The organism is Streptomyces litchfieldiae, from assembly GCF_031845365.1.
Taxonomy (GTDB): domain Bacteria; phylum Actinomycetota; class Actinomycetes; order Streptomycetales; family Streptomycetaceae; genus Streptomyces; species Streptomyces litchfieldiae.
Genome location: NZ_JAVREL010000001.1, coordinates 280,100 through 298,789 on the forward strand (window position 1 = coordinate 280,100; position 18,690 = coordinate 298,789).

The following is an 18,690-nucleotide window of genomic DNA, read 5'->3' on the forward strand; positions in this document are numbered from 1 at the left end:
TGCGCGGGGCCGACGTCCGGCGCGGAAAGAGGAACGATGAGCTTCACACTCAAGGCGCCGGTTCTCGAGGGCTCGCTGGTGCGCCTGGAGCCGCTGGACCATCGTCACGCGCCGGACCTGGCCGCGGCGGCGGAGGAGGACCGCGGCTCGTACGGGTTCACCTGGGTGCCCGCGGCGGCCGAGGTCGGGCAGTACATCGACGCGCAGCTCGGCCGCGCCGCGACGGGCCGGCTCGCGCCGTACGCGCAAGTGGACCGGGCATCGGGGCGGGCGGTGGGGGCCACGGCGTTCTGGGACCCGCGGGTGTGGCCGTCGGGCGACGGGCTGTACGCCGTGGAGGTCGGGTTCACCTGGCTCGCGGCGTCGGCCCAGGGCACCGGGCTGAACCCCGAGTCGAAGCTGTTGTTGTTCCAGCACGCGTTCGAGGAGTGGGGCGTGGCCCGGGTCGATCTCAAGACGGACGCGCGCAACAGCCGTTCGCGGGCCGCGATCCAGGCCGTCGGGGCGCGGTTCGAGGGCGTTCTGCGGAACTGGTCCCAGTCCTGGGCGCCGGGCGAGCAGGGCAAGTTGCGCGACTCCGCGATCTTCTCGGTCATCGCAGACGAATGGCCGGACTGCCGACGGCGGCTGGAGGAGCGGCTGTCCCGCTACCGGCGTGCGACGCGGCCCGCCGGCCAACCCGGGTGAGACGGCGCCGCGCCACCCTCGGCGCGGAGACGGAGGGCGCGCTTGCGCCGTGCCGGTGAACGGCGCCGACACGCGCGTGCCGGGCGGCGGCCCGGCACGCGCGGCGGCGACCATCGTCGGAGGCCGACGGCAGGGCGGAAGGAGCCCGGCATGCGTGAACTCGCCCTCATCGAGGCGCCATCCGTGCTCGGGCTGCGGCCCTCCGGCGTCCAGGACCTGCCGGCGGCGCTCATCGCGGCCGGTCTGCCGCGCCGCCTCGGCGCGGCGCGGGCCGGCCGGGTGGAGGCGCCGGCGTACGACCCGGCGCGGGACGCGGAGACCGGCATCCGCAACGCGGCCGCCATCGCGCGTTACTCCGCCGCGCTGGCCGACGCCGTCGGCGAGGTCCTGGACGGCGGCCGGTTCCCGGTGGTCCTGGGCGGCGATTGCAGCATCCTCCTCGGCGGCCTGCTCGCCCTGCGCCGCCGCGGACGGTACGGCCTGCTGTTCCTGGACGGCCACACCGACTTCTACCAGCCGGCGGCGGAACCGCTCGGCGAGGCCGCCTCGATGGAGCTGGCGCTGGCCACCGGCCGGGGACCGGGCCCGCTGACCGATCTGGAGGAGCGCGGGCCCCTGGTGCGGGACGAGGACGTGGTCGCGTTCGGCTTCCGCGATGCGGAGGAGTCGGCCGAGGCCGGGATGCAGCCGCTGCCGCCCGGGCTCCACGCGTTCGGCCTCGACGACGTGCGCGCCACCGGCGCCGCCGCGGCGGCCCGCCGGGCGGTCGGTCTGCTGTCCGGCGGGGAGAGCGCCGGTCACTGGGTCCATCTCGACGTCGACGTCCTGGACGACGCGCTCATGCCGGCGGTCGACTACCGCCAGCCCGGCGGGCTGAGCTGGGCGGAGCTGGAGGACGTGCTGCGGATCGCGCTGGCCTCCGAGCGGGCCGTCGGGTTCGACGTCACGATCTTCAACCCCCGTCTCGACGAGGGCGGAACGCTCGCCGCGCGCCTCACCGAGTGCCTGGGCCACGGGCTGTCCGCCGCGGCCCGGTGACGGGCGCGCCACTCATTGACGCCGTGCGGCGTGAGGTCCGTCGCACCGATCACGCCACGGCCGTAGGCGTTATGCGCCGTAGGTGGCGATCAGCCGGGCCAGTTGCCGGCCGGCCGCGCGCAGGGGCTCCTCGTCGCGGTTGACCTGGGCGGTGACCTCGGCGCCCTCCAGGGTGCTGATGACCGTCGTCGCCAACTCCCGGGCGTCGGGGCCGGAAAGGCCGGAGCCCAGCAGCTTGTCGTGGACGATGCCCTCCCAGGCGGCGAGCGCGTCGGCGCACGCGCGCTGGATCTCGGAGTCGGTGCCCAGTGTCTCCAGCGCCGCGGCCGTGACCGGGCAGCCGTCGACCCAGCCGGACTCGCGCAGCCCCTCGGCCAGCCGCCCGGCGCACGCCTCCACCGCCCGGCCGGGATCCTCCTCGCCGCCGAGCGACTCGCGCAGGAGGGCGGCGAACTCCTCGGCGCTGTACCTGATCGCGGCGACCGCGACGGCCTCCTTGCCGCCGGGGAAGAAGTGGTAGACGGAGCCGAGGGTGGCCTCCGCTTCCTTGGCGATCTGCTTGATGCCGGTGCCGACATAGCCCTGGCGCTGCAAGAGGCGTGCCGCTGTGACGACGATCCGGTCCCGGGTGCTCTGGCCCATGCGGACACCCTACTGGTTAGAACGCTCGTTTTAGAACTGTGCTACTTTCGGGCCACGCTCTGAGTAGAGCGTTCGTTTTAGTCGTTGTGATCCCGGAGGTTCCCGCCATGAGCGGCAAGCAGCCCGTGACCGTCATCGGCCTCGGCCCCATGGGGCAGGCCATGGCCGGCACCCTTCTCGACCACGGCCACCCCGTCACCGTGTGGAACCGCACCGCGTCGCGGGCCAACGCCCTGGCCGCGCGCGGCGCGCTGGTCGCCCGCAGCGCAGAAGAGGCCGTCGCCGCCCATGAGTTGGTGGTGCTGAGCCTGACCGACTACGCGGCGATGTACGACGTGCTCGAACCGGCCTCGGCCGCCCTCGCCGGACGGGTCCTGGTCAACCTCGGCTCCGACACCCCGGAGCGCACCCGCGCGGGCGCGCGCTGGGCCGCCGAACGCGGCGCGGTGCTGCTCTCCGGCGGTGTCACCGTGCCGCCCTCCGGCATCGGGAAGCCGGAATCGTCGACGTTCTACAGCGGCCCCCGCGCCGCCTTCGAGGCCCACCGGACCACCCTGGGGGTGCTGACCGGGACGGACTACCGGGGCGAGGACCCGGGTCTGGCGGCGCTGCACTACCAGATCGGCATGGTCATGTTCTGGACATCGATGCTCGCCTACTGGCAGGCCCTGGCGCTCGGCCGGGCCAACGGCCTGACGGCGGCGGACGTCCTGCCGCACGCCGTGGGGACCATGACGAGCATGCCGGGCTTCCTCCGCTTCTACGCGGAACGCGTCGACGCTGGCCATCATGCGGGCGATGTCGACCGGCTGGCGATGGGCCTGGCCAGCGCCGAGCACGTCCTGCACACCAACGCGGACGCGGGCGTCGACACGACGCTGCCGGAAACGGTCGTCGCCCTCTTCCGGCGAGGGATGGCGGCCGGGCACGCGGCCGACAGCTTCTCCAGCCTGGTGGAGCTGCTGACCGGGCCGACGGCGTAACTCCCGGCCGCCGGGCGGACCTTCAGGCGGTCCGCCCCGCCTCCTCCACCACGTCGTCCTGCGGCTCGTCCGGCGCCCGGAGCGCGGCGATCCACAGCGGCAGCAGCCAGTGGGTCAGCAGCAGGCCCAGCAGCACGGCGGCCAGCGGGCCGGCGGTGATCTCGCCGGAGATCCCCACGGCGATGCCCAGGCCGGCGAACGCGGCCAGCATCAGCGACAGTTGCGCCCGGTGCGCGGCCGTGTGCGCGCGGCCGCGCTCGGCGAGCTGCCGTTCGTCCAGCACCCGGGCGCGCAGCTCCAGCAGGCCGCGCGTCGAGGCGTTGAGCACGCCCGTGCACACGCACCACGCCAGGGTCAGCGGGACGACGAGCGCCAGCAGCAGCACGGCGTTGTCGCCCGCCAGGGGGAAGGCCGCGGGCGTGGCCGCGGTCAGCGCGATGTGCGCCGCGGTCCAGGCGCGGCGCTGCCCCCGGCGGGCGTGCAGGCGAGCGCCGTCCTCCCGGTTCATCAACCGGAGCATCCTGCGGTCGTAGGTCGTCGGCTCGGCGGTCATGTCGTCGTTCCCCTCGTTCCCGTCGTTCGCCCGGTGCCGCTCGTTCCGTGCGTCGGCCGTCATCGGTCCGCTCTCCCGTACACCTCGTCGGTGAGCGGCCGGAACGGCTCCAGCGAGAACAGCGCCTCCACGGGCAGCCGGAAGTGGGCGGCGATCCGCAGCGCCAGGTCCAGGCTCGGGTTGTACTGCCCCCGCTCGATGTGACCGATCGTCTGGTAGTGGGCACCGACGGCCTCGGCCAGCGCCCGGCGCGTCACCTTCCGCTCCGCGCGCACCACGGACAATCTGTTGTGCACCTGCTCGGCCATGTATAAGAAGTACTACATCTTGGAGCCGGCGCCGAAGTCGGGGATGGTGATCGAGCCGTCGGCGGCGATCGGGAACCCGGGGTTGTGGGCGATCTCCCACACGTGGCCGTCCGGGTCGGTGAACGCCCCGGCGTAGCCGCCGTAGGAGGTGGCCGCCGCGGGCCGGGTGATCGTGGCACCGGCGCGCTGCGCCGCCGCCAGCAGGTGGTCGACCTCGTCCTCGGACCGCACGTTGTGCGCGAGGGCGATGCCGCCGAAGCCGTCCGGCTGGTCGTCGTCGATGCCGCTGTCCTGGGCCAGCTTCTCGCGGCTCCACAGGACGAAACCGAGGCCGCCGGCCTGGTAGAAGGCGGTCTCCTCGACCACCTGGCCCCGCCAGCCCAGGCTCTCGTAGAACGCCCGGGCCCGGGCCAGGTCGGCGACGCCGAGGGTGAGCAGACTGATGCGCTGTTCCATGGGGTCAACGTAACGGCTCGGCCCGGCGCGGGGCGGGAGGCCGGGGCGCGGTGTTCTCCGTACGGGCGTGAAGTAACCGCGTTCCCGCCGGGAGAAAACGCCGAAGAACATCGCACCCCCGTTCGGGGCTGCACTCGTTTCGGGGCACTCCCCGGCAACACCCCCTCGCCCACTGTTACTTGACACTCACCGTGGGTACCATCCGAAAAATGGATCAGGGCATCACCGCATTTCCCGTCCTGGGGATTGATGCGGTCATCTTCATTGTCGGCAACGCGAAACAGGCCGCCCATTACTATTCCTCGGCCTTCGGCATGCGACTGGTCGCCTACTCCGGGCCGGAGAACGGCAGCGCCGAGACGGCCAGTTACGTACTGGAATCCGGCCGCGCCCGATTCGTTTTCACCTCGGTCATCAAAGCCACCACGGACACCGGCGCGTTCCTGGCCCGCCATGTCGCCGAGCACGGCGACGGCGTCCTCGACCTGGCGCTCGAAGTGCCCGACGCGCGCCGGGCGTACGCACACGCCGTCGAGCGCGGGGCCACCGGGCTGAGCGCGCCCCGCGAAATCACGGACGAGCACGGCACCGTCGTGCTCGCCAGCATCGCCGCCTATGGTCAGACCCGGCACTCATTCGTCGAACGCGGCGGCTACCGCGGCCCGTATCTGCCGGGTTTCACCGCCGCGGCGCCCATCGTCGAGCCCCGGACGGAGGGCGCGTTCCGGGCCATCGACCACTGCGTCGGCAATGTCGAACTCGGCGCGATGAACGACTGGGTGGACTTCTACGGCAAGGTCATGGACTTCACCACCATGAAGGAGTTCGTGGGCGACGACATCGCGACCGAATACTCCGCGCTGATGTCAAAAGTGGTCGCCGACGGCACGTTCGCGGTGAAATTCCCGATCAACGAGCCCGCGGTGGGCCGGAAGAAGTCCCAGATCGACGAGTATCTGGAGTTCTACGGCGGTCCGGGCGTCCAGCACATCGCGCTGGCCACCGACGACATCGTCGCCGCCGTGCGCGCGATGCGGGCCGCCGGAGTGGAGTTCCTGGACACGCCCGATTCGTACTACGACACGCTCGGCGAGTGGGCCGGCGAGACCCACGTCGGCGTCGGGACCCTGCGCGAGCTGAGAATTCTCGTCGACCGCGACGAGGACGGCTATCTGCTGCAGATCTTCACCAAGCCGGTCCAGGACCGCCCGACCGTCTTCTTCGAACTGATCGAGCGCCATGGCTCGATGGGCTTCGGCAAGGGAAACTTCAAGGCGCTGTTCGAGGCCATCGAGCGCGAGCAGGCCCGCCGGGGGAACCTGTGACCAGACTTCCGTCGCTGACGGGGCTGCGATTCCCCTGCGCGATGGCGGTCTTCCTGGCGCACGCCTGGTGGGTGCCCGAGCTGTTCGCCTCCGAGACGGCGCGGTCCGCGGTGCTGCCGGTGCTGCCGTTCGCCATGACGGGCGTGTCCTGCTTCTTCGTCATCAGCGGATTCGTCCTCACCTGGTCAGCCCGGGAGGACGACACGCCGCGCGCGTTCTGGCGGCGCCGCGCGGCGAAGATCTACCCCAGCCATGTCCTGGTGTGGGTGGCGCTGCTGATCTTCCTGCTGGCCCTGGGGGCCGATCCCATCGGCGAGGACCGCGAGGGGTCGCTTCCCTGGCTGGCCGTGCTCACCAATCTCTTCCTGGTCCACTCCTGGTCGCCCGACTGGCGCTTCACCGCCGGGGTGAACATCGTCACCTGGTCCCTCACGGTCGAGGTGTTCGCCTACGCGCTGCTGCCGCTGCTGCTGCGGGTGCTGCGCCGCGTCCGCCCGGAGCGGCTGTGGGCGGTCGCGGGGGTGACCGTCGCGGTGATCTGGGCGGTCCCGCTCGCCGTTCTGCCGCTCGGCGGCGAGAATGTACCGGAGGTGGATGTGCCGCGCTGGCACTTCTGGCTGCCGTACATGTTCCCGCTCGCCCGGCTGCCTGAGTTCGTCCTCGGCGCGGTGCTCGCCCTGCTGCTGCGCAGCGGCCGGCGGGCCCCGGTGGGCATGACCGGCGCGGCCGGGCTGATCTTCGTCTCGCTGAGCGCGGGCGCCGCGCTGCTGCCCTTCCCGTTCCTGCCGGTGGCGGTGACGGCGGTGCCCGTCGGGCTGCTGGTCATGGCGGCCGCGGCGGCGGACGTGAGCGGGGGCCGCTCCTGGCTGAGGCGGCCCGTCCCGGAGTTCCTCGGCCGGATCTCGTTCACGTTCTACCTCGTCCACTGGCCCGTCATCCTCGTGCTGGACCGCCTGTGGGGCCGCCGGGAGTGGCCCGTTCCCCAGGCGCTCGGCATGACGGTCCTGTTCGCCGCCGGCTCGCTGGTGGCGGCCTGGCTCCTGCACCGCACCGTCGAAGTCCCGCTGACCCGCCGTCTGGCCGCCCGGCCTCGGCCCCTTCCAGGAGCGCCTCATGACGACGACCGACACCGCGCCTCCCCCGCCCCCGACCCCGCTCGCGGCGTTCATCCGCCTCGGACGGCCCAAGTTCCTCTTCCAGAGCCTGATGGTGGTCGGGCTCGGCGTGACGGCGGCCCAGCACGCCGGACATGAGCTGTCCCTGGGGTGGTACCTCGGGGCGCTGCTGTTCGCCTGGCTGTCCCATCTGATGACGCACTACTGCAACGAGTACTTCGACCTGGAGGCGGACCGGGCGAACGAGGCGCCCACCTCGTGGACCGGTGGCAGCCGCGTCCTGGTGAGCGGCCTGCTGCCGCCGGTGGTGAGCCTGGGCGCGGCGTTCCTGCTGCTGTTCGCGGCCGTCTTCCTGCTGGCGGCGATGCCGGACACCGCCTCGCGTGTGATGGCCGCCGCGATCCTGGCCGCGTCGTGGTTCTACACGGCGCCGCCGCTGAAGTTCAACTACCGCGCGCTGGGCGAGGTCGTGTGCGCCGCCGTGCTGTACGGCCTCGGCCCGCTGCTCGTCTTCCGGCTCCAGGCCGGCGGCCTGTCCGCGTCGATGTGCGCGTATGTGGGGGTGGTCTTCGCCTTCCAGTTCCTGCGCATGTCCGTGATGAACCTGTCGGACCAGGCGGGCGACCGGCGCGTCGGCAAGCGGACGCTGGCCGTCGCCCTCGGTCCCCGGGGTCTGGTCCGGCTGTATGTGATCGGCCAGTGCGTCGTGTACGCGTCGATCGTGCCGCTGATCGTCGCGACGGTCCCGCTGCTGCCCGGGCTGGCCATGCTGGCCACCTTCCCCGTTCCGCTGTGGGTGGCGCGGCAGTTGCTGCGCGGGGCGCTGACCACCGGGGAACGCGCCGACGCCGTGACGTTCTGGGCGTCCATGCACATGCCCATAACGGCGGTGGCGATCACGCTGGGCCTGCTGGCCGACCTGGCGCGGCGGGACGCCGGGATCGACGGGGTGTGGCTGGCCATCTGCGGCACCACGCTGGCCGTCTTCGCCGGCTGGTTCACGCGCGCGGTCCGCTCGTCGGCCACCGCCCGGGCCGAAGCGGTGACGCCGTGAGCGCCACGCCCGCCCCCTCGGACACGGGGCCGCGGGGCGAGGGGGCGGCCCGGCTCGCCGCGACCGAGCGCGCCCGCACGCTCGTCGAGCCCGAACTGCGTTCCGCCGTCGCGTCGTTGGAGCCCGGACTCGGCCGCGCCGTCGGCTACCACCTCGGCTGGTACGAGGCGGACGGCTCGCCCGCCGAGGCCGGGTCCGGCAAGAGCGTCCGGCCAGCGCTCACGCTGATGGCGGCGGCGGCCATGGGCGCGGAGCCGCGGGCGGCGCTGCCCGGCGCGGCGGCCGTGGAGCTGGTGCACAACTTCAGCCTGGTCCACGACGACGTGATGGACGGCGACGCCTACCGGCGGCACCGGCCGACGCTGTGGAAGACGTTCGGCGTGCCGACGGCGATCCTCGCGGGCGATGCCCTCCAGTCGCTGGCCTTCATCACGCTGGCCCGGCACGAGGGTCCGCACACCGCGCGGGCGACGCGCTGCCTGTCGCACACGCTGATCGAGCTGGCGACGGGTCAGACGCTGGACATGGCGTTCGCCCGGCGGCCCTGGCGGGGTCCGAAGGCCGTGACCGTGCCCGAGTACCGGCGGATGGCCGAGGCCAAGAGCGGCTCGCTGCTGGGCTGCGCCGCCGAGATCGGGGCGATCCTGGGCGGGGCGCCCGCCACGATCTCGCGCGCCTTCGGCCGGGCCGGGCGGCATCTGGGGCTGGCGTTCCAGTGCGTGGACGACATCATCGGCCTGTGGGGCGACCCGCGGCGGACGGGCAAACCGGTGCTGTCGGACCTGCGGGAGCGCAAGAAGACGCTGCCGTTCCTGGCCGCCCTCGCCGCGCGGTCGCCCGCGTCGCGGGAGCTGGCCGGGCACCTGTCCGCGTCGGCGCTCGACGACGCGGCGCTGGCCCGGGCGGCGGTGCTGGTGGAGGAGGCCGGCGGGCGGCGCTTCACCGAGCGGGAGGCCGAGCACCATCTGACGCGCGGCCTGGCCTGCCTGGACGGCGTCGGCCTGCCGGAGGCGGCGCGCGCCGAGTTCCGCGCGCTGATCGACTTCCTCGCCGAACGCACGAGTTGAGAGGAAGGGAACGCACGATGCCCGAGCAGGAGTCCCGGGAACGACGGATCGCGCGGGCCGCCGAGCGCTGCGCCACGGCCCTCTTCGACGGGCAGCGGCCGGACGGCACCTGGCCCAACCCCCGGCCACCGGCCGCCGTGGGCACCGCCGCGGCCGTGCTCGCCCTGTGTCTGGCCGACCGCGGGCGATCGGCCGGGCTGATCGGGGACGGCGCCCGCTGGCTGATCCGCCACCGCAACGCGGACGGCGGCTGGGGTCTGCTCACCGGCTCGCCCAGCGACCCGATGGCCACCTCGCTGGCGGTGGCCGCGCTGCACCTGGCCGAACCGGGCCGGGCGGCGGCCGAGGTCGCCGACGGGCTGGCGCTGCTGGAGTCCTGGGGCGGGGTCCGGGGGCTGAGCGACGCGAAGGCATGGCGGCAGACCGGGCTCGTCCTGTCGCTGGCCGGGCTGTACGACCCCGCCGAGGTGCCCCGGCTGCCCGCCGAGGCCCTGCTGCTGCCGGCCGGAGTGCGGCGGCGGGCCCTGTCCTACTACGCCTCGGGGTTCTCGGCGCTGAGTTTGCTCCAGTTGCGACGGCGGCCCTGGTCGGCGGTGCTGCGCCCGGTGTCCGCCCGGGTGGCCGCGATCGCCCGGGACATCGTGGAGCGCAGCGAGGAGGACGAGGGCGGGGTCGGCTCGCACGGCAGCGACCCGATGCTCACCGGGCTGATCTGCGCCGCGCTCCAGGTGGCCGGGGAGTGTCCCCGGCTGGTGCGCGCCGCCGTCGGCTATCTGCGGTCGGTGGTCCAGCCCGACGGGTCCTGGCAGTTGATCCACGGGCCCGAGGTCCGCAGGGACGACGTCATCGGGGCGGCGGTCGCCGGTGAGAGCCTGGCGCGCGCGGGGCACGCGGCCGACGCCCGGCTCCTGCGGACCGCCGAGTGGGTGCTGAGCCGCCGCCAGGACCGGCCGTTCCCCGTCTTCGGCTGCCCGCCGGGCGGGTGGACCTGGACGGGCGGCGCGGGCTGGCCGAGCGTGTACGACTCCGTTCCGGTGCTGAAGTTCCTGGCGGCCACCGGCGCGCACGACACCGCGGTGCGGGCGGGCGCGGCCTGGCTGCGGCGGCGTCAGGACAGCCGCGGCTCCTGGAGCACCTTCGTGCGCGACACCCGGGAGGCGAACGACGGCCCCTGTCCGTTCACCACGGCGCAGGCGGTCGACGTGCTGGTGCTGGCCGGCGCGTCGGCCGCCGACCGCGCGGTGCGGCGGGCGCTGCGCTGGCTGACCCGCGTCCAGCGGCCCGACGGGTCGCATCCGTCGACCTGGAACAGGGGCGGGGTACCGGCCACTGCGGCGGTGCTGTCCACGCTGACGCGGCTGGGACTGGGCGGGAGGCCGGTGGCCGCCCGAGCCCGCGGCTGGCTGCTCGCGGCCCAACTGCCCGACGGATCCTGGGGGGCGGGCCCCGGTGCGGAGCCCGGCACGGCCGAGGAGACGGCCCGCGCCACGCGGGCGCTCGCCGAGTGCGGCGGGGCGGTGGAGCGGGCCGCGGCCGAACGGGGCCTGGACTGGCTGCTCGCCGCGCAGCGGCCGGACGGCCGGTGGGATGCGGCCCGGGTGTGCGTCTTCACCCCCGACCACGGTCCCTATCCGGACGGTCTCATCACCCAGGGGCTGGCGCTCGGCGCCCTGACCGCCAGCCAACGCGCCTTCCGGGACGCCGCGTTGAGCACGGGGCGCGCGTGAGCGCCGACGGCGCGGGGGACCCGCGGGTGGTGGTGTGCGGGGCGGGCGCGGGCGGGCTGGCCGCCGCCCGGGCGCTCGGCGCGGCCGGGCTGCGGGTCCTGGTGCTGGACAAGCGGAGCCGGCCGGCGCCGGTGGCCAAGGGCGAGGTGCTGCAACCGGGGGCCCTGCGCGTCCTGGGCGAGTGGGGCGTGCTGAGCCCGCTCGTCGAGCGGGGCACGGCGCCGCTGTCGAGGATCGTGACCCGCACCGCCGAGGGCGAACCGTCCATGGTCTTCGACTATCTGACGCTCCCCCCGGGATTCCGCTCGCTGATGTCGAGCGATCATCTGACGATCCTGGACGCGCTGGGCGAGGGCCTGCCGGGCCATGTCGAGATCCGGCGCGGCGCCGTGGCCGAGGACCTGGTCACCGACGCCTCGGGCCGGGTGGCGGGGGTCCGCGTCCGGCAGGGCGGGCGCCGCTACGAGGAGCGGTGCCTGCTGGTGGTCGCCGCGGACGGCATGTCCTCGCGGCTGCGGCAGGCCGCGGGCATCACGGCCGAGCCCCGGGCGTACGGGCACCGGCTGGTCGCGTTCGAACTGCCGGGCGCCCCGGCGCGACCGCCGGAGGTCACCGCCTATGACACGCCCCGGGGCCTGCGCCTGGTGTACGCGCTGCCGCACGCCCGGACGCGGCTGTACGTCCAGGTGCGGCCGGACGAGTTGCGCGGCATGACATGGGCGGACCTGGTCCGCTGGGGCGCGGGGCTCGACCGGGACGCGCCGGCGCTGCGCCCGCTGGGCGAGCGGGTGGTCGAGGCCCTGGACACGCGGCAGATCTTCACGCTGCGGCGGTTCATCGCGTCGTCGCTGACCGTGCCCGGCCTCGTGCTGGTCGGCGAGGCCGCGCACGCCGTGCACTCCCTGGCGGCCCAGGGGATGAACACGGCCATCGCGGAGGCGTACGCGCTCGTCGGTCAGCTCGGCAGGTCGGGGTTCGACGGGCCCGCCGCGGTGGACCGCGCGTTGCTCGCCTACGAGGCCGAACGCATGCGCTGGACCCGGCACATCGACCGGATGAGCCATGACGCGGTCCGCATGGTCACCGAGACGGCCTGGCCCGCCCGCACGCTGGGCCGGCGCATGCTGCGCCGGACGCGGCGCAGCCGGCGGCTGAGCTATATCGCCACGCACAACCTGGCCGGGCTCGGCATCCACCCGTTCGGCGCCTGGGACCGGCTGCACCAAGTGGGGCTGCCGGATCCCCGGGCGGGACGCCTGCCGCGCTGGTCCGGTGAACGCGGCGCGCCCGCCCCGGCGGTGACAGAACGGGGCGGCGGCCGGACCTGACGAAGGTCAGGGGTGGTTCCTGCCCATCGGCAACTGCCGCGGGGCTCGCTCGCGCGATAGCGTCGTCACTGTCCGTAATAGGACGGGGACGGAAGGGCGGGACACCGCGATGATCTGGATCCGCTGGAAGTGGCCGACCGGGCGCATCGGCTCCGGAGGCTCAGTCGGCGCCGGACGCCCAGTCCGTGCCGGACGCTCAGTCGGCGCCGGACACGGGCCGGACGGCGGGCTCCTGGTCGGGGAGGCCGATCAGGTCCTCGGCCTCCCCGGGCGGGAACGGGTGGGGGCCGTTCCATTCCATCAGCAGCACGGTGGCGTCGTCGCTGAGCCGCCCCTGGTGGTACTGGAGGTGGTGGTGAATCAGCCGGCGCAGCGTCTCCGGCACCGGCAGGTCGTCGGCCTGGTGGAGGATGAGAAATTCGGTGAGCCGGTCCACGCCGAATTCGTCCGAGCCGGGCCTGCGGGCCTCGGTGATGCCGTCGGTGTAGAGCACCAGTCGGTCACCGGGCTTGAGTTGGTGGCGGCAGACGGTCAGCGGCAGGTGCAGCCCGGTGCCGATCGGCACGCCCGGCGGGCATTCCAGCATCGAGATCGTGCGGCCGCCGCGGATGAGGATCGGCACCTGGTGGCCGCAGGAGACCCAGCTCAGTTCGCCGTGCGCGAGGTCGAGCGAGGCCAGGATCGCCGTCACGTAGCGGCTCCCGTCCGTCTGCTCCAGCAGCAGCCGCTCGGCCACCCGGGCCGTTTCCACCAGGCCGAGCCCCTGCCGCCAGGAGTTGCGGCAGGAGGCCACGACCAGGTTGGCGGTCAGGCCGGCGGCGGTGTCGTGCCCCATCCCGTCGAAGACACTCAGGTAGGCGAGGTCGCCCGCCAGCCCGTAGTCGAAGGCGTCGCCGCTGACCTCGTAGGCCGGTTCCATCGCGGCGCTGACCACCATCCGCTCCGTGGCGAACGTCTGGGACTGCATCAGGCGCCACTGCAGCTCGGCCGCCACGTTCATCTGACGGCGCCGCACGAGGCGGGCGTGGAAGTCGCTCATCCCGCGCTTGCTGACCACCAGAAGGGCCACCAATCCGGCCAGCACCCGCATCCGGTGCGTGTCCGGCTCGGCGGTGGCGGGGGTGGTGACGCGCAGGACGCCCAGCCGCTCGGCCCCGTCCAGCAGCGGCACCCACCAGCGGGTCCGCTCGCCGACGGCCGGCGTGGCCGGCAGCACCTCCCCGCGCTGAAAGGCCCGCCCGGGCACGGTGCCCTCCAGGCTCAGCTCCGCCGGCTCGCCCTCGTCCTCGCCCTCACCCTCGCCCTCGCCCACGGCTCCCGGCTGCGGGCCGTGCTCGGACAGCAGGAAGCAGGAGCGCTGCTGCACGTCGCTGAGGTAGATGAGCACCTCGCTCATGCCCGCCCGGGCGGCGTGCTCGGCCACCACGGACGGCAGTTGCTCCATGGTGGCGAGATGGCTGGCGAGGACCAGGTCGCCGAGGGGATCCGTGCAGCCGGAGCGCCGGTCCGTTCCCGTGCCTCCTCGCGTGTCGACCATGGGGGTATCTTCCCGAACAATCCGGCGCGAGTCGGACAGGGACACGGGCTCGGTCGCGGGCCCGCGCGGTCAGCGGGGGCCGCTCACCGGCCTCGCCGGCTCGGCCGCCACCTCCGCGCGCCGCGGGCCTCGGTGACCGCCTCGCCGGTGATGGCCGTGAAGCGGCCCGCGGGGAACTCGGCGTCCACGCCGTCCAGCGCGCGGACCTCGGTGTCGCCGGCGCCGTACACCTTGACGGCACCGACGACGCGGGCCGCGGCGGGGGCGGGGACGGGGGCGGTCATGCCGCACCGCCGGCGCGGTGGGTCTCCGGGTGCGGGGAGAGGATGTTCATCGAGCGGTCAGCTCCTCGGTAGCGGCGAATCTGCCATCGCTGCCGAGACTCCCGTTTCCGCGCCGCCGGGTCGTCGTACGGGCAGCGGCACCCGGGCTGCTTCTCGCCGACCCGCCGACGCGGGCCGCACGCGTCCGGGTACTCCCCGGGGCGTAGGGCCCGCGCCTTCCGCGGGAGGACCGCCGGAGGTCAGGGGATCAGGCCGCGCGCCAGGGCCGGTAGTGGGGGTTGTCGACGCACTCGGACATGATCTCGGTGTGCGTCGCGCGGTCGATGGGGCAGGCGCCGACGATGAACGCGCGGTCCACGCCGCCGGGGAAGGCCACCTCGACCTGGTCGGCCCAGCGGTGCTGGTCGCCGATGGTGGCGTTCACGTCGATGCCGCCGGGGGCGTCGATGTAGTAGTTGTAGGTGGCCCGCCCCCAGTCCTTGTACAGGTCGTGGTCGTAGGTGGTGCTGACGAACGGCGAGGGCTGGTTGACCAGGACGTAGCGCACCAGGTCGTACTGGCCGTTGACGGGGTCCTTGGGGTGGAAGCCCTCCTCGAAGATGACCTGGGGCGCGCGGGTCTCGGCGCGGTAGAGCTGGCGGCAGTCGGTGCGGTAGGACGGCTCCGGGGTGATGCGCTCGACGTCCACCGCGGTGGTGGCCGCGGCGTGGAGCGGGTCGGTGACAGTGGGGCAGGCGACCGCGGCCGTGGCGGTGCCCGCGGTGCCGACCGTGCCGGCGGCGGAGGAGAACAGCAGCGCCAGCGGCAGGGCAACTGCCGCCGCCCGGCGCAGAATTCGAGTGGTGATCATGTTTCGTACCCTGGCCACCATTGGCCGGGACCAAGCCGAAAGTCACCCGATCGGGGGCGCGGGGGACGTCGGCGTGCTGACGGCGAGCGGCAACGCGCGCAGCAGCAGGACGGTGCGCGGCGGGACGCTGATCGTGTCGCCGCCGTGGTGGATCGTGCCGGGCGCGGTGTCCTGATCCTCGCGGGCGGTGTCGACCAGCAGCGCGTAGGCGTCCGCCCAGGGCCGGCCGGGCAGCGGGAACTCCTGGTGCGCGGCGCCCGCGTGCAGGATCGCCAGGAAGCTGTCGTCGGCGACGGGGCGGCCCCGGGGGTCGCGCTGCGGGATGTCCCGCCCCGAGAGGAACATGCCGAGCGTCGCGCTGGGGGCGTACCAGTCGCGTTCGGTCATCTCCTTGCCCGTCGCGGTGAACCAGCCCAAATCCCTTATCCCCTCGGGCCCCTGACGGCGGCCGGAGAAGAAGGCGCGGCGCCGCAGCACCGGGTGGTCGCGGCGCATGCGGATCAGCCGGCGGGTGAGGTCGAGCAGCGGCCGCCAGGCGGGGTCGGCCGCCAGGTCCCAGTCGATCCAGCCGATTTCGTTGTCCTGGCAGTAGCCGTTGTTGTTGCCGCGCTGGGTGCGGCCCATCTCGTCACCGGCGAGCAGCATGGGCACGCCGGTGGACACCAGCAGCGTGGTCAGCATGTTCCGCAGTTGGCGGCGGCGCAGCGCGGTGACGGCCGGGTCGTCGGTCTCGCCCTCGGCGCCGCAGTTCCAGGAGCGGTTGTCGTCGGTGCCGTCGCGGTTGTCCTCGCCGTTGGCCTCGTTGTGCTTGCGCTCGTAGGAGACGAGGTCCCGCAGGGTGAACCCGTCGTGCGAGGTGATGAAGTTGACCGAGGCGTAGGGCCGCCGGCCGCCCCAGGCGTAGAGGTCGCTGGAGCCGGACAGCCGGTAGCCGAGGTCGCGCACATCGGGCAGGGCGCCGCGCCAGAAGTCGCGGACGGTGTCGCGGTAGCGGTCGTTCCACTCGGTCCACAGCGGGGGGAACGCGCCCACCTGGTAGCCGCCGGAGCCCACGTCCCACGGCTCGGCGATGAGCTTGACACGACGCAGCACCGGGTCCTGCGCGATGACCGCGAGGAACGGCGAGAGCATGTCGACGTCGTGGAAGGAGCGGGCGAGGGCGGCGGCCAGGTCGAAGCGGAAGCCGTCCACACCCATCTCCTGCACCCAGTAGCGCAGCGAGTCGGTGATCAGGCGCAGCACCTGGGGCTGGACGACGTGCAGGGTGTTGCCGCAGCCGCTGTAGTCGGCGTAGCGGCGGGGGTCCTCGGCGAGCCGGTAGTAGCCGGGGTTGGCGATGCCGCGCAGGGAGAGGGTGGGGCCGAGTTCGTTGGCCTCGGCCGTGTGGTTGTAGACGACGTCGAGGATGACCTCGATCCCGGCCTGGTGCAGGGCGCGGACCATCGCCTTGAACTCGCCCACCTGCTGGCCCCGGGTGCCGGAGGCGCTGTAGGCGGCGTGCGGCGCGAAGTAGCCGATGGAGTTGTAGCCCCAGTAGTCGCGCAGGCCCCGGCTGATCAGATGGTCCTCGTGGGCGAACTGATGGACCGGCATCAGCTCCACCGCGGTGACACCGAGCCGGGCCAGATGGTCGAGGGCGGCTGGGTGGGCGAGTCCGGCGAAGGTGCCGCGCAGTTCGGGCGGGATGCCGGGGTGCCGCATGGTGAAGCCGCGCACGTGCAGCTCGTAGATGACGGAGTCGGCCCAGGGGGTCTTGGGGCGGACGTCGTCCACCCAGGTCTCGGTGTCGTGCACGACGACGCCCTTGGGGACGAACGGCGCGGAGTCCCGGTCGTCGCGCACGGTGTCGGCGATCTCCTGGCGCGGGTGGTCCCGGTGGTGCCCGTACGCCTCGGCCGGCAGCCGGCCGAACTCCCCGTCCACGGCCCGGGCATAGGGGTCGAGCAGCAGCTTGGCCGCGTTCCACCGGGCGCCGTGGGCGGGGTCCCAGGGGCCGTGCACGCGGTAGCCGTAGCGCTGCCCGGGGCGGACGCCGGGGACGAAGCCGTGCCAGATCTCGTGGGTGAGCTCCTCCAGCGGGCAGCGGATCTCCCGGCCGTCGTCGTCGAAGAGACACAGCTCGACGGCGTCCGCGCCACCCGCCCACAGGGCGAAGTTGGTGCCCTCGACGCCGTCCGGGCCGACGCGGAACCGGGCGCCGAGCGGCTGCGGGCGGCCGGGCCAGACATCGGTCGTCACACGCTCGGGTGCCTGGGACACGTGTGCCCTCCATCACTCTCTCGCCCTTGTTTTCCCGTCCGGGTGACCGCCCTCACGTGTCGGCACGCGCACCGCGGCGCGGGTAGCTGGCATTCAATCAGCAATGCCGGGATTAAGGCGTTTTGCCCGCCTCCACGGTCGTACGCGTCCGTCGCCCCCGCCCTGAACTGCGACGGAACGGTGACAATCGCTCGGCCGACGCTTAAGCACCGTGTGATTACCTGGCGATATCAGGGGTTGGTGAGGGGAGACGCGATCGTGAGAACGGGGCCGGTCGGGGCTTTGATCGGGTTGCTGCTGCTCGTGGTGACGGCGTGCACGGGCAGCAGCCAGGCGGAGGAGCCGGAGGGCGGGGAGGAGCGGCCGAGTCCGTCCGCCGCCGCGCTGGAGATAGCCATCACGCCGGAGGACGGCGCCACCGGCGTGGCCACCGCCGGCGAACTGCGGGTCGGCGCCACGAACGGCACCCTCACCGCGGTCACGGTGACCGGCCCGGAGGGCGCCGAGGTGCCGGGCGAGCTGGCCGAGGACGGGACGTCCTGGGAGCCGGCGGAGCATCTGGCCAACGCGGCCGAGTACACGGTCACGGCCGTCGGCGAGAACGCGGACGGCGAGGAGAGCACGAAGACCGCGACGTTCACCACCGTGGTCGCCGACGCCACGTTCACCAGCAACTGGAACATCGCGGACGGCGCCACCGTCGGCGTCGGGATGGTGCTGTCGCTGACGTTCGACACCCCCATCGAGGACATCTCGGCCGTGCGGGACGCCGTGCGGATCACCACCGAGCCCGAAGTGGATGTCCGCGGCCACTGGTTCGGCACCCAGCGGCTGGACTTCCGGCCCGAGGAGTACTGGGAGCCGGGCACCGAGGTCACCGTCGGCTTCCGGATCCGGGGCGTCGAGGGCGCGCCGGGTGTCTACGGCACGCTGTACGAGGACATCACGTTCACGGTCGGGCGTTCGCAGGTCACCACGGTGGACGCCGAGGCCATGCGCATGGAGGTCGTGCGGGACGGCGAGAGCATCCGCACCCTGCCGGTCACCACGGGCGCGCCCGGCACCCCCACCTGGAACGGGAAGATGGTGATCACCGAGAAGCACAAGGAAACGCGCATGGACGGCGCGACGGTCGGCTTCGGCGGCGAGTACGACATTCCCGACGTCCCGCACGCCATGCGGCTGAGCACCTCCGGCACGTTCATCCACGGCAACTACTGGGCCAGCGGTTCCACCTTCGGCAACGAGAACGCCAGCCACGGCTGTGTGGGGCTGGAGGACGAGCGGGGCGCGGGCGATTCCTCGACGCCCGCCGCCTGGTTCTACGACAACTCGATCATCGGCGACGTCGTCGAGGTCATCAACTCGGACGACGACGTGATCGCCCCGGACAACGGCCTCAACGGCTGGAACATGGCCTGGGACCAGTGGGGCGCGGGCCAGTGACCCACCTCGTGAACGGCCGCTAACCTGACGG

The 18,690-nt window shown here is 73.4% G+C and carries 17 protein-coding genes and 1 pseudogene; 10 read left to right on the top strand and 8 right to left on the bottom strand.

The features are described 5' to 3' along the window. Positions 1-36 precede the first annotated feature (36 nt). Together RM590_RS01295 and RM590_RS01300 are read left to right on the top strand one after the other, a co-directional pair. On the top strand, positions 37-687 hold the full coding sequence (locus RM590_RS01295; protein ID WP_311702412.1) for a GNAT family N-acetyltransferase: 651 nt from the start codon (positions 37-39) through the stop codon (positions 685-687). A gap of 150 nt (positions 688-837) precedes the next feature. After that, positions 838-1,725: an arginase family protein gene (locus RM590_RS01300; protein ID WP_311702413.1), complete on the top strand. Its 888-nt coding sequence runs from the start codon at positions 838-840 to the stop codon at positions 1,723-1,725. A gap of 69 nt (positions 1,726-1,794) precedes the next feature. Here the strand turns inward: RM590_RS01300 and RM590_RS01305 are convergent, their stop codons facing one another. Further along, positions 1,795-2,367, bottom strand: a complete 573-nt coding sequence (locus RM590_RS01305; RefSeq protein ID WP_311702414.1) for a TetR/AcrR family transcriptional regulator — start codon at positions 2,365-2,367, stop codon at positions 1,795-1,797. A 107-nt stretch (positions 2,368-2,474) separates the two neighbouring features. Between RM590_RS01305 and RM590_RS01310 the strand changes: the two genes are divergently transcribed. Further along, entirely contained in the window at positions 2,475-3,350 is an 876-nt protein-coding gene (locus tag RM590_RS01310) for an NAD(P)-dependent oxidoreductase (protein ID WP_311702415.1), read from the top strand. Positions 3,351-3,372: 22 nt separating this feature from the next. On the opposite strand, the gene RM590_RS01315 is transcribed toward RM590_RS01310, so the two are convergent. Genes RM590_RS01315 through RM590_RS01325 form a run of 3 tightly spaced genes read right to left on the bottom strand, consistent with a single transcriptional unit; the run spans position 3,373 to position 4,667 of the window. Continuing rightward, on the bottom strand, positions 3,373-3,966 hold the full coding sequence (locus RM590_RS01315) for a hypothetical protein (protein WP_311702416.1): 594 nt from the start codon (positions 3,964-3,966) through the stop codon (positions 3,373-3,375). After that, on the bottom strand, positions 3,963-4,211 hold the full coding sequence (locus RM590_RS01320) for a helix-turn-helix transcriptional regulator (RefSeq protein WP_311702417.1): 249 nt from the start codon (positions 4,209-4,211) through the stop codon (positions 3,963-3,965). Before RM590_RS01320 ends, RM590_RS01315 begins: the two co-directional genes overlap by 4 nt. Positions 4,212-4,223: 12 nt before the next feature. Further along, complete coding sequence (locus tag RM590_RS01325) at positions 4,224-4,667, bottom strand: VOC family protein (protein ID WP_311702418.1); 444 nt, start codon at positions 4,665-4,667, stop codon at positions 4,224-4,226. Positions 4,668-4,876: 209 nt separating this feature from the next. On the opposite strand from RM590_RS01325, the gene hppD reads away from it, so the two are divergent. From hppD to RM590_RS01355, 6 genes are read left to right on the top strand one after another with little or no spacing between them, the layout of a single operon-like run. After that, the gene (gene hppD / locus RM590_RS01330) at positions 4,877-5,992 is read left to right on the top strand and encodes a 4-hydroxyphenylpyruvate dioxygenase (RefSeq protein WP_311702419.1); all 1,116 of its coding nucleotides are present in this window, start codon (positions 4,877-4,879) and stop codon (positions 5,990-5,992) included. After that, a complete protein-coding gene (locus tag RM590_RS01335; RefSeq protein WP_311702421.1) occupies positions 5,989-7,245 on the top strand; it encodes an acyltransferase family protein in 1,257 nt (418 codons plus the stop codon). Before hppD ends, RM590_RS01335 begins: the two co-directional genes overlap by 4 nt. Continuing rightward, positions 7,160-8,161, top strand: a complete 1,002-nt coding sequence (locus tag RM590_RS01340) for a prenyltransferase (protein WP_311702820.1) — start codon at positions 7,160-7,162, stop codon at positions 8,159-8,161. Before RM590_RS01335 ends, RM590_RS01340 begins: the two co-directional genes overlap by 86 nt. Next, positions 8,158-9,228, top strand: a complete 1,071-nt coding sequence (locus RM590_RS01345; protein WP_311702422.1) for a polyprenyl synthetase family protein — start codon at positions 8,158-8,160, stop codon at positions 9,226-9,228. The genes RM590_RS01340 and RM590_RS01345 overlap by 4 nt, the downstream gene beginning before the upstream one ends. A gap of 17 nt (positions 9,229-9,245) precedes the next feature. Beyond that, positions 9,246-10,955, top strand: coding sequence for a prenyltransferase/squalene oxidase repeat-containing protein (locus RM590_RS01350; RefSeq protein WP_311702423.1), 1,710 nt, complete (start codon positions 9,246-9,248; stop codon positions 10,953-10,955). Further along, positions 10,952-12,283, top strand: a complete 1,332-nt coding sequence (locus RM590_RS01355; RefSeq protein ID WP_311702424.1) for an FAD-dependent oxidoreductase — start codon at positions 10,952-10,954, stop codon at positions 12,281-12,283. The genes RM590_RS01350 and RM590_RS01355 overlap by 4 nt, the downstream gene beginning before the upstream one ends. Positions 12,284-12,479: 196 nt before the next feature. On the opposite strand, the gene RM590_RS01360 is transcribed toward RM590_RS01355, so the two are convergent. From RM590_RS01360 to glgX, 4 genes and pseudogenes are all read right to left on the bottom strand, one after another. Then, positions 12,480-13,820, bottom strand: a complete 1,341-nt coding sequence (locus RM590_RS01360; protein ID WP_311702425.1) for a PP2C family protein-serine/threonine phosphatase — start codon at positions 13,818-13,820, stop codon at positions 12,480-12,482. 143 nt (positions 13,821-13,963) lie between these two features. After that, positions 13,964-14,104: pseudogene (locus RM590_RS01365) on the bottom strand (ABC transporter ATP-binding protein); the annotation flags it as partial. Between the two features lie 247 nt (positions 14,105-14,351). After that, on the bottom strand, positions 14,352-14,954 hold the full coding sequence (locus tag RM590_RS01370; protein WP_311702426.1) for an ADP-ribosyltransferase: 603 nt from the start codon (positions 14,952-14,954) through the stop codon (positions 14,352-14,354). Between the two features lie 42 nt (positions 14,955-14,996). Next, positions 14,997-17,213 carry a glycogen debranching protein GlgX gene (gene glgX, locus RM590_RS01375; protein ID WP_311702427.1) on the bottom strand — a complete coding sequence of 739 codons (2,217 nt, stop codon included), beginning with the start codon at positions 17,211-17,213 and terminating at the stop codon, positions 14,997-14,999. A 258-nt stretch (positions 17,214-17,471) separates the two neighbouring features. On the opposite strand from glgX, the gene RM590_RS01380 reads away from it, so the two are divergent. Continuing rightward, positions 17,472-18,659, top strand: a complete 1,188-nt coding sequence (locus tag RM590_RS01380; RefSeq protein WP_311702428.1) for a L,D-transpeptidase — start codon at positions 17,472-17,474, stop codon at positions 18,657-18,659. Positions 18,660-18,690: the final 31 nt, after the last annotated feature.

Coding starts and splice junctions, on each gene's coding strand:
- RM590_RS01305 (WP_311702414.1), bottom strand. CDS start 2,367: ATGGGCCAGAGCACCCGGGACCGGATCGTCGTCACAGCGGCACGCCTC.
- RM590_RS01310 (WP_311702415.1), top strand. CDS start 2,475: ATGAGCGGCAAGCAGCCCGTGACCGTCATCGGCCTCGGCCCCATGGGG.
- RM590_RS01350 (WP_311702423.1), top strand. CDS start 9,246: ATGCCCGAGCAGGAGTCCCGGGAACGACGGATCGCGCGGGCCGCCGAG.
- hppD (WP_311702419.1), top strand. CDS start 4,877: ATGGATCAGGGCATCACCGCATTTCCCGTCCTGGGGATTGATGCGGTC.
- RM590_RS01295 (WP_311702412.1), top strand. CDS start 37: ATGAGCTTCACACTCAAGGCGCCGGTTCTCGAGGGCTCGCTGGTGCGC.
- RM590_RS01300 (WP_311702413.1), top strand. CDS start 838: ATGCGTGAACTCGCCCTCATCGAGGCGCCATCCGTGCTCGGGCTGCGG.
- RM590_RS01320 (WP_311702417.1), bottom strand. CDS start 4,211: ATGGCCGAGCAGGTGCACAACAGATTGTCCGTGGTGCGCGCGGAGCGG.
- RM590_RS01315 (WP_311702416.1), bottom strand. CDS start 3,966: ATGACGGCCGACGCACGGAACGAGCGGCACCGGGCGAACGACGGGAAC.
- RM590_RS01325 (WP_311702418.1), bottom strand. CDS start 4,667: ATGGAACAGCGCATCAGTCTGCTCACCCTCGGCGTCGCCGACCTGGCC.
- RM590_RS01370 (WP_311702426.1), bottom strand. CDS start 14,954: ATGATCACCACTCGAATTCTGCGCCGGGCGGCGGCAGTTGCCCTGCCG.
- RM590_RS01360 (WP_311702425.1), bottom strand. CDS start 13,820: ATGGTCGACACGCGAGGAGGCACGGGAACGGACCGGCGCTCCGGCTGC.